Origin of the sequence: Paenibacillus sp. Leaf72 (genome assembly GCF_001422685.1) — a bacterium.
In the GTDB taxonomy this organism is placed as follows: Bacteria; Bacillota; Bacilli; order Paenibacillales; family Paenibacillaceae; genus Pristimantibacillus.
This window is the reverse complement of record NZ_LMLV01000001.1, coordinates 357,296-370,773: the sequence shown is the minus strand read 5'-3', so window position 1 is coordinate 370,773 and position 13,478 is coordinate 357,296. Positions and strand designations below refer to the sequence as shown.

The window sequence follows — 13,478 nt, the reverse complement described above, 5'->3', positions numbered from 1 at the left end:
GGAGAGTCATAGAATGTTATTACTTATTGGAATGATAGGGTTATTTGTATTAATACTTGCTATTTGCTTCTACGTCTATAAGATGAATGAGAAGCTAGTAGAGCTTAGCAAAAAAATGAATCAAACAAAAGACGATCATGTAATAGAACTGGTTAAACAAGACCATGGTTTGAATTTCAATTCTTCCTTTCCTAAAGAGATATTGAAATTAATAAACAGTGAGGATTTATCTGTTTACAATAATGATTCTGTTATAATTTTTTCCTCTCCGTATTGCGGTTCCTGTAAAGAGCTATATCCCATATTAAATAAAATGCAGCAGGTTTATAGAAACATTCAATTCATAACACTTATGCAAGGTGAAGAGGACGAGGTAATTCAGGTGGCTAAGGATTACAACTTGAACGTACATGTTTCCGTTTTGAATAGAGACGAAATGAATCTTTATAAGACTTTTATTTTCCCATTTGCTTATTACATTTCTAATGGGAAGGTTGTTTCAAAAGGTGTAATAAATAATGAATTTGATTTTGAATTACTTCTAAAAATGAAGGAAACAAAGCATGCTAGTTAGTCAACATAAAGATGAATCTAATGATAAAAAAACGTTTCAAATATTTAAAGTGCTTTTGAAATTGTTTGTATTATTATGGGAAGTATCTTCTTTACATTTAGTCATACTAATCATATTAAAAGTTTTACAAATTTTTATTCCTATACTTCAAATGTTTTTGGTAACAAGGCTTATTGATAGAATAACAAGTTTTTTAATACCAGGAGCATCGTCTGAACTCTTTGATACAATTATACATATAGTCCTCTTGCAAATAGGACTGCTAATTCTAAATTCTATCTTAAAATCAATTGAACGGATAGTTATGTTTCAATTAAAGGCTAAAACAAAGTTTTATATACAGAACGAAGTAGGAAAGAAAACAACACAAATTTCATATGAAAATTTCGAGAATCCTCAGCTATATGACGAAATTTATAAAGCGTCTACAGGAGATAGAAGTTTGGACCTTGTAGATGCTTCTGTACAAATTGTCCAAGATATATTTACCTTAATCTCATATCTCATCGTAATTGGGACTTTATTAGATTGGCGATTAGCAGGAATAATATGTGTCCTGTTTGTAATATCGTTGATAGCTAACATGAAATTAGGGCATTTAAAATTCACCCAAATTATGAACCAGACTCCTCTAAATAGGAAAATGAACTATTTCTTTAGTTTGCTTACTGGTAAAGATGCTGCTAAAGAAATTAGAACATTTGACTTAAGTAATTATCTAATGAACAAGTGGAAAAAAGTATATTGGTCAAGTTACTCTGATCAACAAAAGCTAGAAATCAAGGCAACACTAATTCTTTCAATTTTAGATGTGTTTATTATAGTTACAGTGAATTTAATTATACTCTATTTGGCCCAAATAAGCTACATAAAGCAATATTCTATAGGGCTATTTGTAGCAGTAAATCAAGCAATAACAACATCTCAAAGTTCAATTTCAATTTTATCTATGCAAATCTCTAGAATATATAATAATGCGCTTTATGCAAAAGAATTATTCTCTTTCTTGGAGAAGAAAAATGAAATTACAGGTAATCATACCGAAAAGATCTTTCCTGAAAGAATCGAAAAAGGTATTTATGTTAAAAATCTTTATTTTAGTTATTCTACGGGAAAATACAGTTTGGAAAATGTGAGTTTTGAAATAAAAAAAGGTCAAAAAATAGCAATTGTAGGTCACAATGGAGCTGGGAAAAGTACTTTAGCTAAATGTCTTTTAGGTTTATATAATCCAAGTCAGGGTGAAATTTATTATGATGATTTAGAAATAAGAGATATCGAGAGACAGTCTTTTACTAAAAGAGTAACTTCAGTCTTTCAAGATTTTGTTAGATATCAACTTACGCTACGTGAAAACATTGGATTTGGAAATGTAGAGAAGATGGATGATGAAGCACTTCTTAATAATTCAATCAACAAGGCTGGCTTAGAGAAGAAAATATTTAAAAAAGGTTTTGATACTCAACTTGGTACAATTTTTAATGGTGGGGTGGATTTGTCGATAGGCCAATGGCAAAAAATATCACTAAGCAGAGCTTTTATAAGTGAAGCAGAAATTATAATCTTGGATGAGCCGACAGCAGCATTAGATCCTATTACAGAAGTTGAAGTTTTTGATAAGTTTTTAGAACTTTCTGGCGATAAAACAGCAATATTTATAACTCATCGTCTAGGTAGTTGTAAAAGTGCAGATAATATTCTTGTTTTAGATAATGGAAAGTTAATTGAACAAGGAACTCACGAAGAATTAGTAAAAATGAATGGTGAGTATGCTGAAATGTTTAAAATGCAATCTGAGTGGTACCTTTAGTTACTTGAATATGTAAAGGAGGTGAGACTATGACATGCTTAACAAGAATATATTGTGATTGGAACGATCATTGTAATACAAAATATATTATTGATGGTTCAGGTGGGACATCACCAATGTATGTTTACCGTGAGGTTACANACGTGTAGCGGTGGAATTCATTCGATCAATAAACGATGTGGTGGATGCGTTTAAAACTACTTAACTAACTAAAAAATGGAGGAACAAGCGATGACATGTTTGACAAGAATATATTGTGATTGGAACGATCATTGTAATACAAAATATATTATTGATGGTTCAGGTGGGACATCACCAATGTATGTTTACCGTGAGGTTACAGAACAAACGTGTAGCGGTGGAATTCATTCGATCAATAAACGATGTGGTGGATGCGTTTAAAACTACTTAACTAACTAAAAAATGGAGGAACAAGCGATGACATGTTTGACAAGAATATATTGTGATTGGAAGTTTATATCGCTTATGGCGATCTTCGGAAGCATTTTGCGTTCTNTGCTCACGTAGTCTTTTGCGAAAATATATGTTTACCGTGAGGTTACAGAACAAACGTGTAGCGGTGGAATTCATTCGATCAATAAACGATGTGGTGGATGCGTTTAAAACTACTTAACTAACTAAAAAATGGAGGAACAAGCGATGACATGCTTGACAAGAATATATTGTGATTGGAACGATCATTGTAATACAAAATATATTATTGATGGTTCAGGTGGAACATCACCAATGTATGTTTACCGTGAGGTTACAGAGCAAACGTGTAGCGGTGGAATTCATTCGATCAATAAACGATGTGGTGGATGCGTTTAGGGCAAATTAACATAACCCCAAACTTTAATGAGATCATTGAAAAATTTTATTGCAAAGCAGATGGAGTCTCTCGCTTTTTGAGGTGAACTGTCTGCTTTTTTAGCATTATAAGTATTTACTCAACTTTCACAGCTGAAAATTGGTGGGTACGCCTCGATATTATTTTTCAGGGCGGAGATCCAGTGCTGGAGATGACTTTTAATCATGGTGGATAGTTTCTTACTGAATTGATTAGGGTTCTGTAAAATATTCTTTGTAAATTCTCAAACCCTATTACAATAAAAGAAAGGATGGTTTGAGAGGAAGGAACCCACGGCGAGATTCAATAAGGAACAAGTGAATGCATTTGTGAAAGAAAACAACCTCAAGATGATGGAAAATGTGCAGTGGGCATTGAAGGATCTATTTGCAGACAGGCTGCAATCCATGCTGGAGGCCGAGCTCGACTCGGAGCTGGGCTATGAGAAGCACGATGTGAAGAGCAAAACAACGCACAACAGTCGTAATGGGAAAACGAAAAAGAGGGTAATGAATGAATATGGCGAATTGAAAATTTCAGTTCCTCATGATCGTTATGGTGAGTTTGAGCCCATTAGTGTGAGGAAGCATCAATCTAACGTCACCGGCATTGAGGACACAATCATCGCGATGTACGCGAAAGGTGTCAGTACGAGTGATATCCAAGACCATCTCTATCATCTGTACGGAGAAGACGTCTCTTCAACTATGATTTCAATCGTGACGAACAAAATCGTATCCCTCATTAAAAGAATAGTGGAATCGGCCCTTGCAAGGCATCTACGCGCGGTCGTATTTATGGACGCTATTCATTACATAGTGAAGCATGATGGCGCAATTCTGAAAAAGGCAGCCTACATGGTCATTGGCATCGATTGAGATGGCAACAAGCATGTGTTTGGGATGTGGATGGGGGAGATAGAGTCCGCTGAATTTTGGCTCAGTTGTATTATATGATCTTAAAAACCGTGGCGTACAGGGCATTTTGATCGTCTGTGTGGATAACCTCACGGCTTCTCACAGGCAATCTCCACCTGCTATCCTTACATCGCGAGATTCAGAAATGCATCATCCACCTAATCCGCAACTCCTTACGTTACATCTCCTACAGAGTTCTCAAGAAGATAAAAGCGGTAACCGAAGAGGCTTCCTTACTCGAAAATTAGATCGCTTTGAACCCAATGGAGAAGTAAATGCCAGCTAAAGAGTTTACACAAAATTATTGTCAGACTCTTGATTTGATTGAAGATTTCGTTCATCAATTCCTTCAGTTGTTGTAAAGCCATAGCCCAGTCCAAAGTGGCGACTTCATAGCAAAGTAAATAAAATAGTCCTTCGAGCGTCCGTTGATTAGTGCTTTGCCGATGCTGCCAAACCAGCAGAATGTAGCGGGAAAAGACAATTATTGTATGGCTAATGAGCAGATCGCAGGAGTGGCCTTGATACTCTTTTTGGAGGCGTAGCAAGTATTTAGCGCATTTGAAAAGACTTCGATGTCCCAGCGAATAGCATAGGTTTAAATGATTTTCTGTGACGTCAACGTTAGATCGGTCGTTAAAATAGCGAACTAATCGTTTTTCTTTGAGCGATGGCGAACAAAGACCACTACGACTGGAATACCAGGAATTATTTCCGTATGAATCAGACTTGAAATATTCCGGAGTTTTCCTTCGACGAGCGAGGCTGACCGATAAAGATCCTTGTGATCCGCCTGCTGACCATAGACAAGATAACGCTTGTTGTCATTTTTCACCATGCCAATAACATGAAGGCCTCGGTCTACAATCCGCCCAATTTGGGGGTATATGTGAATGAGCAATCCCTGATTGCGTAAGCCACAGAAACCAAGGAAGCGAAGGCCCGATCTGCAGTTCGGAAACCAGATGCGGGGCAGATAATATAGCTTCTTTCCGGCGTTTGTAACTGTAGGAGCGCTTGTCGATGCCGGTTTGTTCGGCTTTCACGGTACTCAGCATTGCGAAGTACAGAGGGAGAAACGTATTGCTATCCGACCAGCCCAAGAATCGTCCACAATAAATATGGAAGTTCGCGTAACAAAAGTCAGGGTGCGTCACTGCTGAGCGAAGTCAAGAAGCACCGCCAAGCGAAGCCGCTGTAATTTAGAAATCGGTAGAAGGCATCTTTGCCAGGAAAGGCCTCACCCTGGCACTTTCGAGTAGACGAATCCGGTTCTTTTGATGAAACAGTAGGACAAAAACGAGCATGAACAGATGGGAGCAGGAATAGCAAAAAGTCTTTTTGAATCTTGATTTCCTCAGTCAGTACACCGAGCTCCTGAGAAGCAGACTTCATTTAGGGTGGAGTTATCTAGAATCAACTTTTGCTTTATTATGGAGAGGACACCTCTTCTGTGGTTTAGTGAAAGCTTCGGTATTCTCACTTTACCAAATGAAGGGGTGTCTTTTTATGTTGGCAAGGGCGGTACTTAAACGGGCCTCAACTCATGCAAGATTTCGGAACAGCACGATTTTTGGTCTGTGAAAGTTGAGTAAATATGGCTCGCTCATCGTTATTGCAATTGTCATTTTATTTTTCTCATTATGGGATGAGCATTTTTTCACTTATGCCAATCTTTCTGATATTTTGCGTTCGATTTCTATCGTGACCTTTGTTGCGATTGGCGTAACCTTTTCGCTGACAGTAGACGGCTTTGACTTGTCGGTAGGCTCGACGGTGTCGCTGACGACGGTTGTAACCGCCGCTATGATGGTGTGGTTTGAGCAGCCGCTTGTTGTTGTGCTTATCGTGGCAATCGCGATCGGCGCCTTGGTAGGGCTGCTTAACGCGCTGCTCATCGTGCGCATCCGGATTCCGGATCTGCTCGCTACGCTTGCTGTGATGTACATTGTTGCCGGCATTCACAAAACGTATACGAAGGGCTACTCGATCTACAACAATATGCCGATGCCTGACGGCTCGACTGCGCCAGGCGTTTTCAACAGCTCGTTCCTATGGCTGGGGCAAGGCAAAATCGGCCAAATTCCGGTGCCTGTTATTTTGATGGTCATCGCTGTTATAGTCGTCCATCTGTTTTTCAAATACAGCAAATGGGGACGTCAAATGCAAACGACAGGCGGCAATGAAGAAGCAGCACGCTTGTCCGGCATCCGCGTTCGCCGCATTCGTACAGCCGCCTATGTGGCTTCAGGGGTCTTTGCTGCGATTGGCGGGGTATTGTTTGCCGCACGTGTTGGAACCGGGCAAATTGACGCTAGAGCGCCTATGATGATGGAGGCCGTCGCGGCCGTATTTGTTGGATATTCCGTGTTTGGCGCGGGCAAGCCGAATGTGATTGGTACTTTTTTTGGAGCGCTGCTGATCGGGGTGCTATTGAACGGTTTGACGATGATGAAGGTGCAGTATTATTCCAATGATATTATTAAAGGTGTCGTGCTCGTTTTGGCGCTCGCCGTTACGTTCATTCATCTGAACAAACGCCGAAATGGCTAGCTGATTTTAATGAGAATCGTGAAAAAATGCTGAAACACGCTGAAATACTTGAAATTGCTAAACGGCTGTATTACTATAGGTTTGGTAAATGCATAGAAAACTATGGCATGTATATTTTTAGGTAATTCCGTTAATAAGAGGGATAAGATGACTCTTCATTTGCCTAATAGGGAGGTGAAACGAATGAATAAAACGGATTTGATCAACAAGGTTGCTGAATTATCCGATCTGTCCAAGAAAGATGCGACTAAAGCAGTTGATGCTGTATTTGATGCCATTTCTGATGCGCTTCAAGGCGGCGACAAAGTCCAACTTGTTGGCTTTGGCAACTTCGAGGTTCGCGAGCGTCAAGCTCGTAAAGGACGCAATCCGCAAACCGGTTTGGAAATTGATATTCCGGCTAGCAAAATCCCGGCTTTCAAGCCAGGCAAATCGCTTAAGGATCTCGTATCCAACTAACAGCAGCATTCGTTAAATCGGCGTCCGGACGTTAGCGTTCGGGCGCTTTTTAACTGTTAGTAGTCAGAATTATCACCTAGGCTTATTAAGAAAGAATTTCCTATCCTCCGAGAATCGCTATGGAAAGAGCATTTTTGGTCACGTTCCTATTGCTTGCTTACAACGGGTGAAGCGCCAATAGACGAAATCAAAACATACATCGAAAACCAAGGCATGAATGGATGATCGGAATTGCTGAAAGCCTACAAATACCGCATCTACCCAAGCCATGAGCAACAACAATATCTAGCTAAAGTATTCGGCTGTGTTCGCTTCATCTACAACAGAATGCTTGCAGATAAGATTGAACATTACAAGCAAACGGAAACGATGCTCAAAAATACACCAGCACAATACAAGCAAGAATTCGACTGGCTGAAAGTGGCCAAGCTACATGAAAAAATTAGCCATCAGCGTAAAGACTTCTTGCACAAAACGTCTGCCAAAATGATAAACGATAACCAAGTCATCGTGATGGAAGACTTATGTGTGAAGAACATGATGCAGAATCACAAGCTTGCAAAAGCGATAAGTGAAGTAGCTTGGAGCCTGTTCCGTTCGATGCTTGCATACAAGTCTGCATGGTATGGAAGAGAATTGATTGTTGCACCAAAGAACTACGCAAGTAGTCAGTTGTGTTCATGTTGCGGTTACAAACATGCAGAGGTGAAAAATCTTGCGTTGCGTGAATGGACATGCCCAAATTGTCATTCGCATCATGACAGAGACGTGAACGCTGCTCTAAACCTTTTGAAACTAGCCATGTAAATGGCATCTATTGGGTTAGGAATCTAGCCTGTAAGCTTGGGTAAACTTGGAGCAGTAGCTTCATTGACCAAGAAGCCACCACCTCTTAGGTGGTTGGTAGTTCACATAGATATGCGTTTATAAGTGTGACACTTATAAACGACCTGTCTATCAGAGAGGAACGATAAGGGGGATGGAGAATGGAGCCGACAAACAGCGATTTTATCGTCATTAAGGCGAAGGATCAAGGGGTACAGGTTATCGGGCTGACCCGCGGGCAAGATACGAAGTTTCATCACACCGAAAAGCTGGATCGCAACGAAGTGCTGATCGTACAATTCACGGATCATACTTCAGCCATTAAGGTGCGGGGAAAAGCGGTCATTATGACGAAGCATGGCCAAATAGAGACCGACCAATAGCGACCTGCCGCTCCCTTCTGCCTTGATGCAGGGCGGGAGTTTTTTTATGGCGGAAGCAGCCGCTCCAGGCATAGGCGGGACCAAATGTTTGTACAATGGGTATGAGGACATATTCGTGCGTACACACTTGGTATAAAAGGGTGTAAACGAGCTTTTGCCACTAAGATGGCAAAGCCGTTTACGCTTGAAATATAAGAATGAATGAGGCGTGCTGCTCATCATAATGCTTATATTTCTCCGCGAAACGAGCTTTTGCCATTAAGTTGGCAAAGCCGTTTACGCTTGAAATATAAGAATGAATGAGGCATGTCGCTCATCATAATGCTTATATTTCTTCGCGAAACGAGCTTTTGTCACTAAGTTGACAAAGCCGTTTACGCTTGAAAGGGGCGGTAATATTGCGTATGGCTAGGCCTTATTTGCTGTCGCTGGTTTTTGTGCTTGCTGTAATGGCGGGACTTTCCCTGCTGCCGGATATGCGAAAATCCGAGTCGGGGACGGAAGTGGCTGTATTTCGGCCATCTGCTGCAACAAGGCTGACGAACAGCAATCTTGTTGATCTGCTGATTGGCTTGCAGCTGGCTACGCCTATTTTACGGGTGGAGTGGGAGAATTCACTGCTTACGGTGGAGTTTAAAGTGAACGCAGCAAAAGGGCTGCCAGTCGAATGGACTCGCGATGTAGAGCAACTGCTGCGGCTTTCTTTTGTGAAGATGGAAAATGTGAACCGGGTGCTGATCCGCTACGCTGTGCCAGCAGATAAGGCCGCTTTGCCGAGCAATGCCGGCAAAGCAAGGGAAGGGCAATCTGAGCTTGCAGACATCTCAGTGAAATCACGGCTGCTGCTTGCGGCGGATATTCGGCGCACAGACAGCTGGCTTGCAAGCCTTGGGGAGCTTGGCAGCGCTGATCCGCTGCATGATGAAATATGGCGGGAGAGGCTGCGCATGAGCAGCACATCGGAGTGGAAGAAATGGTATGGGCCGGTGCCTACTTATTCTACTAGACCTGCTGCGGAGTAAAGGTTAATGGCCTGCTCCGCCTTTCTGCTTGAAAAAATGCCAATCCTATGGGCAGCTTCATATGCGTCTTACATAAAGTTGTGCTATAATAGTTTAGATTATTGAGCGGCAATATCTGCTTCTCTGTTCGGAGGCTTACCCCATGAAACCGTATCGTGTACCACAATTAGCGAAGAAGTACGTCGATTATGACATGATTCAAAACCATACGCAGCTTCCTGCTTTTCCCGATTCGCGTCTGCACCTGCTTCAAGCATTCCTTAGCGAAACCAGCTTCTATGCCGAGAAGGCCGAGCTATTTGCGCTCGTGCTGTCTTTATTGCAGCTAGGGCTGGATACGCATGATGAAATTGATGTAGAGGATGGAAGTCGCTCGGAGCGCGAAATGCGTTCTAGGCAGCTCAAGGTGCTGGCCGGCGATTATTTCAGCGGCCGATTCTATCAACTGCTCGCACAAGCAGGCGAAATAGCAATGATAGCCAAGATCAGCCAGGCGGTATGCGAAGTCAACGGGCTGAAAATAACCCTTTATTTACGTATGCAGCAGGCTGTCATGCAGGCTGACGATTATTTGAGCAGCATGGTGCAGCTGAAAAGCGGATTGTTTCTTGCCTTTCAGGATTTGTTGGAAGGTGCAGCGGCCCTTTATTGGACGGAGCTGCTCCACGCTTTAAGCCGCTGCGAGATTGTACTGGAGGAGCTTGCGCGCAGCAAGGTGCCTGCACTTTTTCACCAGAGCTGGGCTTACTGGCATGTTCTGCAGGTAGGTACGTTGGAAGAGCAACAAACGCTGGAAGGTCAGCAGATTGAGGCTGGTTTCATTAGCGGTCTTTATAACAAATATGATATTCATGCCAAGCTTGCTGCGCTGCTGCAGCAGGCTGTGGAAGATGTCCAGATGATTGCGGCCAAGCTGGAGTCAGACAAGCTGGTTCAGGAGCTGCAGCACATTACGGATGCAGTGCTTTACAAGATTGCGGGATTTGCTCCCGCTCTCAACGAGACGAGGTGACCTTAGACGAATGGATGCAAACTCCAAGGGGCATGTACACGCTGTATTTGAAAACATTGCTCCCAAATATGATTTAATGAATGACCTGCTAAGCTTTCGGCGTCATAAGGCATGGCGGAAATTCACCATGCGCAAAATGAATGTACAGCGTGGCCAGACTGCGCTTGACTTGTGCTGCGGCACCTGTGACTGGACAATATCACTAGCTCAGGCCAGCGGGAGCGGGGCAATCAGTGGCCTTGATTTCAGCCAAAATATGCTGAATGTCGGCCACGAGAAAGTGAAGCAACTGTCGCTCGACAAGCAAATTACGCTCGTGCAGGGCAATGCGATGCAATTGCCTTATGAGGATAATTCGTTTGATTATGTAACGATTGGCTTCGGCCTGCGCAACGTACCCGACTATTTGCAGGTGCTTAAGGAAATGCACCGCGTCGTGAAGCCGGGTGGACAGGTCGTATGCTTGGAGCTTTCAAAGCCGGGCTGGCAGCCATTCAAGGCCTTATATTATTTATATTTTGAACGGATTTTGCCAATGATCGGCAAGCTGGTAGCCAAGCGATTCCAAGAATACAAATGGCTGCCGGACTCATTAAAGCTTTTTCCTGACCTAAAGCAGCTGTCCGCCTTGTTTGAAGAAGCAGGGCTCGAGCAGGTAAAAGGCTACCCGCTGACTGGAGGCATTGCTGCGCTGCATATAGGCATAAAGGAGAAGAAGCCAACATGATTCGCAAAATACGCATTATTCTTGAAATGATCAAATTTGAGCATACGATATTTGCGCTTCCCTTCGCCTTTATGGGAGCGATTCTGGGCGCTGTTGTTATGGAGCAGCGTCTTCCTTCTTGGGCGGAAATCGGCTGGGTTACATTAGCCATGGTTGGCGCGCGAAGCGCTGCGATGTGCCTCAATCGACTCATTGATGCGGCGATCGATCTGCGCAACCCTCGCACTAGCAACCGCGCCATTCCGGCAGGCTTGCTGAAGTCAGCGGAGGTGCTTTTGTTTACGATTGTATCCTTCGTCCTATTGTTTATTGCTGCGGCCAATCTGGCTCCGCTTGCGATGAAGCTGCTTCCAATTGCTGTCGTATTACTGGTGCTCTACTCTTATACGAAGCGTTTCACTTGGTTGTGCCATGTTTTTCTCGGTTTGACGATCGGGCTGTCGCCACTTGGCGGCTGGGTAGCTGTTACGGGCGGTTTTAACACGGCAGCATGGGTTTTCTATGTGACGATTGCGCTGTGGATTGCCGGTTTCGATATCGTCTATGCAACGCAGGATTACGAGTTTGACCGCAAGGAAGGCTTAAACTCCATTCCTGCCCGGTTTGGCGTAGCGAAGGCGCTGTGGATTGCCCGCAGTTTCCATATAGTGACAGCAGTCGGTTTTATTACGTTATTTATTTTGACAAATTTGAGCTGGGTTTATTTGCTCGGAACGCTGCTTGCCATCGTTATGCTGTTCTATCAGCACTGGCTGGTGCGTCCAAACGATCTTTCCCGCGTTCAGCTTTCGTTTTTCGGAATGAATGGCACATTAAGCGTCGTTCTGTTTTTGTTTGCCATTGTTGATTTGATGGTATTGCACAAATGGTAGGGGGCGGAACTGCTGGCGCGGCAGGCAGATGGGTTGTCGGCATTACCGGGGCGAGCGGCTCGATCTACGGCATTCGGCTGACAGAGGAACTGCTTAGAACGGGCTTTGACGTCCATCTCGTGGTGACCGAGGCTGGCTGGCGGGTGCTTAAGGAAGAGCTGGGCTGGATGACGAGCCGCAGACAAGCTGCTGTCGAGCTGCATTTTGCAGAGGCAGTGCAGGCGAAGCGGCTTGTTTTGCATCCGAATTCAGATATTGGAGCAAGCATTGCCAGCGGCTCTTTCCGGGTACAGGGAATGGTCGTTGCGCCATGCTCTATGGGGACGCTCGCTTCCATCGCTCACGGCATATCCGATGATTTGCTATCCAGGGCAGCGGATGTAATGCTGAAGGAAGGACGCAAGCTGCTGCTGCTGCCTCGGGAGACACCGCTGCATGCGATTCATCTGGAAAACATGCTGAAGCTTGCAAAACTGGGCGTAACGATTGTTCCAGCTATGCCGGCCTTTTATTATAAGCCGCAATCGATGGAAGACATGATTGATTTTCTGGTTGGCAAATTATTAGACTGCATGGGAATTGAGCATGCTTTGTTTACAAGATGGGGGGATGGGCCTGATGCTGACTAAAGACAGCTTGCCCCTAATGATTGGAGAAATTGATTACGCGAATGCATGGCCGCTCTTTGTTGGCCTTGATCAGCGACTTGACGCTTCTGAGCTGGGGCTGTGCTCCCGCATTCCAGCAGAGCTGAACCGCAAGCTGCGCGAAGGAGAGCTTCAGGCTTCGGCTGTCTCATCCTATGCTTACGGCTTAAACAGCAAAGACTATTTGCTGCTGCCGGAGCTTTGCGTAGGATCGGAGGGCCGGGTTAATTCGGTTCTGCTGTTCCTTAAGCAGCCGATTGAGCAAGTGCGTCCACAGCGAATTGCGGTAACAACCGCTTCAGCCACTTCCGTTAATTTGCTCAAAATTGTGATGAAGCTTTATTACGATCTTGATGCGGAATATATCGCTGCTGAACCGATGCTTGATCAGATGCTTGAAAGTGCGGATGGGGCGCTTATCATTGGCGACCCAGCTATTCATGCCTCGTGGAGAAGTGAAGAACTGCACATCATCGATCTTGGTGAGCTATGGCATCGCTGGACGGGCCTTGGGATGACCTTTGCGGTTGTGGCGGTTCATAAGGAGGCGGCAGCTGCCTTTCCTCGGGAAATTCATGAGCTGCATCAGGCGATGCTTGCGACTAAGCGCCACAATCTTGCCGACTTGTCACCGCTTGTGGACAAGGCTTGCGAGGAGCTTGGCGGCGAACGCGCGTATTGGTTGGACTATTTTACATGTCTGCAATATGATTTCGGACAGAAGCTGCGCGAGGGACTGGCGCTGTATTTCCGTTATGCGACACAATTAGGTCTGCTGGACCATGAGGTTCAGCTGGCGTTCTACGAAGACAATTCTGCCGAATAGG

General features: G+C 43.9%; 12 protein-coding genes and 3 pseudogenes. 14 read left to right on the top strand and 1 reads right to left on the bottom strand.

Annotated features, from left to right (window positions below):
• The first annotated feature begins 13 nt into the window (after positions 1–13).
• The 3 genes and pseudogenes from ASF12_RS01590 to ASF12_RS01580 form a co-directional block, all read left to right on the top strand.
• The gene (locus ASF12_RS01590; protein ID WP_056028820.1) at positions 14–574 is read left to right on the top strand and encodes a TlpA family protein disulfide reductase; all 561 of its coding nucleotides are present in this window, start codon (positions 14–16) and stop codon (positions 572–574) included.
• Positions 564–2,384 carry an ABC transporter ATP-binding protein gene (locus ASF12_RS01585; RefSeq protein WP_056028818.1) on the top strand — a complete coding sequence of 607 codons (1,821 nt, stop codon included), beginning with the start codon at positions 564–566 and terminating at the stop codon, positions 2,382–2,384. Before ASF12_RS01590 ends, ASF12_RS01585 begins: the two co-directional genes overlap by 11 nt.
• 1,200 nt (positions 2,385–3,584) lie before the next feature.
• A pseudogene (locus ASF12_RS01580) lies at positions 3,585–4,393 on the top strand (IS256 family transposase); the annotation flags it as partial.
• On the opposite strand, the pseudogene ASF12_RS36450 reads toward ASF12_RS01580, so the two are convergent.
• A pseudogene (locus ASF12_RS36450) lies at positions 4,385–5,512 on the bottom strand (IS4 family transposase); the annotation flags it as partial. The pseudogenes ASF12_RS01580 and ASF12_RS36450 overlap by 9 nt on opposite strands.
• A 226-nt stretch (positions 5,513–5,738) precedes the next feature.
• Here ASF12_RS36450 and ASF12_RS01570 point away from each other — a divergent pair.
• The 11 genes and pseudogenes from ASF12_RS01570 to ASF12_RS01525 all read left to right on the top strand — a co-directional run bounded on the left by ASF12_RS01570 (position 5,739) and on the right by ASF12_RS01525 (position 13,477).
• On the top strand, positions 5,739–6,704 hold the full coding sequence (locus tag ASF12_RS01570) for an ABC transporter permease (RefSeq protein WP_056028812.1): 966 nt from the start codon (positions 5,739–5,741) through the stop codon (positions 6,702–6,704).
• Between the two features lie 147 nt (positions 6,705–6,851).
• A complete protein-coding gene (locus tag ASF12_RS01565; RefSeq protein ID WP_074904845.1) occupies positions 6,852–7,163 on the top strand; it encodes an HU family DNA-binding protein in 312 nt (103 codons plus the stop codon).
• 72 nt (positions 7,164–7,235) lie between these two features.
• A pseudogene (locus ASF12_RS33395) lies at positions 7,236–7,388 on the top strand (transposase); the annotation flags it as partial.
• Between the two features lie 6 nt (positions 7,389–7,394).
• A complete protein-coding gene (locus ASF12_RS01560; protein WP_081418560.1) occupies positions 7,395–7,970 on the top strand; it encodes an RNA-guided endonuclease TnpB family protein in 576 nt (191 codons plus the stop codon).
• Between the two features lie 179 nt (positions 7,971–8,149).
• A complete protein-coding gene (gene mtrB / locus ASF12_RS01555) occupies positions 8,150–8,371 on the top strand; it encodes a trp RNA-binding attenuation protein MtrB (RefSeq protein WP_046232031.1) in 222 nt (73 codons plus the stop codon).
• Positions 8,372–8,769: 398 nt separating this feature from the next.
• Positions 8,770–9,393 (top strand): hypothetical protein, encoded by a 624-nt coding sequence (locus ASF12_RS01550; RefSeq protein ID WP_155972703.1) that lies wholly within the window; start codon positions 8,770–8,772, stop codon positions 9,391–9,393.
• Between the two features lie 142 nt (positions 9,394–9,535).
• Positions 9,536–10,405, top strand: coding sequence for a heptaprenyl diphosphate synthase component 1 (locus ASF12_RS01545; RefSeq protein ID WP_056028808.1), 870 nt, complete (start codon positions 9,536–9,538; stop codon positions 10,403–10,405).
• Positions 10,406–10,415: 10 nt separating this feature from the next.
• Positions 10,416–11,132: a demethylmenaquinone methyltransferase gene (locus tag ASF12_RS01540; RefSeq protein ID WP_056028806.1), complete on the top strand. Its 717-nt coding sequence runs from the start codon at positions 10,416–10,418 to the stop codon at positions 11,130–11,132.
• Positions 11,129–12,004 carry a UbiA-like polyprenyltransferase gene (locus ASF12_RS01535; protein WP_056028804.1) on the top strand — a complete coding sequence of 292 codons (876 nt, stop codon included), beginning with the start codon at positions 11,129–11,131 and terminating at the stop codon, positions 12,002–12,004. Before ASF12_RS01540 ends, ASF12_RS01535 begins: the two co-directional genes overlap by 4 nt.
• Positions 11,998–12,633 (top strand): UbiX family flavin prenyltransferase, encoded by a 636-nt coding sequence (locus ASF12_RS01530; protein WP_056028802.1) that lies wholly within the window; start codon positions 11,998–12,000, stop codon positions 12,631–12,633. The genes ASF12_RS01535 and ASF12_RS01530 overlap by 7 nt, the downstream gene beginning before the upstream one ends.
• Entirely contained in the window at positions 12,623–13,477 is an 855-nt protein-coding gene (locus ASF12_RS01525; RefSeq protein ID WP_056028800.1) for a menaquinone biosynthesis protein, read from the top strand. Before ASF12_RS01530 ends, ASF12_RS01525 begins: the two co-directional genes overlap by 11 nt.
• Position 13,478: the final 1 nt, after the last annotated feature.

What these genes read in the sequence shown, in the direction of transcription:
- ASF12_RS01540 (WP_056028806.1), top strand. Translation starts at nt 10,416, where the DNA reads ATGGATGCAAACTCCAAGGGGCATGTACACGCTGTATTTGAAAACATT.
- ASF12_RS01590 (WP_056028820.1), top strand. Translation starts at nt 14, where the DNA reads ATGTTATTACTTATTGGAATGATAGGGTTATTTGTATTAATACTTGCT.
- ASF12_RS01545 (WP_056028808.1), top strand. Translation starts at nt 9,536, where the DNA reads ATGAAACCGTATCGTGTACCACAATTAGCGAAGAAGTACGTCGATTAT.
- ASF12_RS01525 (WP_056028800.1), top strand. Translation starts at nt 12,623, where the DNA reads ATGCTGACTAAAGACAGCTTGCCCCTAATGATTGGAGAAATTGATTAC.
- mtrB (WP_046232031.1), top strand. Translation starts at nt 8,150, where the DNA reads ATGGAGCCGACAAACAGCGATTTTATCGTCATTAAGGCGAAGGATCAA.
- ASF12_RS01535 (WP_056028804.1), top strand. Translation starts at nt 11,129, where the DNA reads ATGATTCGCAAAATACGCATTATTCTTGAAATGATCAAATTTGAGCAT.
- ASF12_RS01585 (WP_056028818.1), top strand. Translation starts at nt 564, where the DNA reads ATGCTAGTTAGTCAACATAAAGATGAATCTAATGATAAAAAAACGTTT.
- ASF12_RS01530 (WP_056028802.1), top strand. Translation starts at nt 11,998, where the DNA reads ATGGTAGGGGGCGGAACTGCTGGCGCGGCAGGCAGATGGGTTGTCGGC.
- ASF12_RS01565 (WP_074904845.1), top strand. Translation starts at nt 6,852, where the DNA reads ATGACTCTTCATTTGCCTAATAGGGAGGTGAAACGAATGAATAAAACG.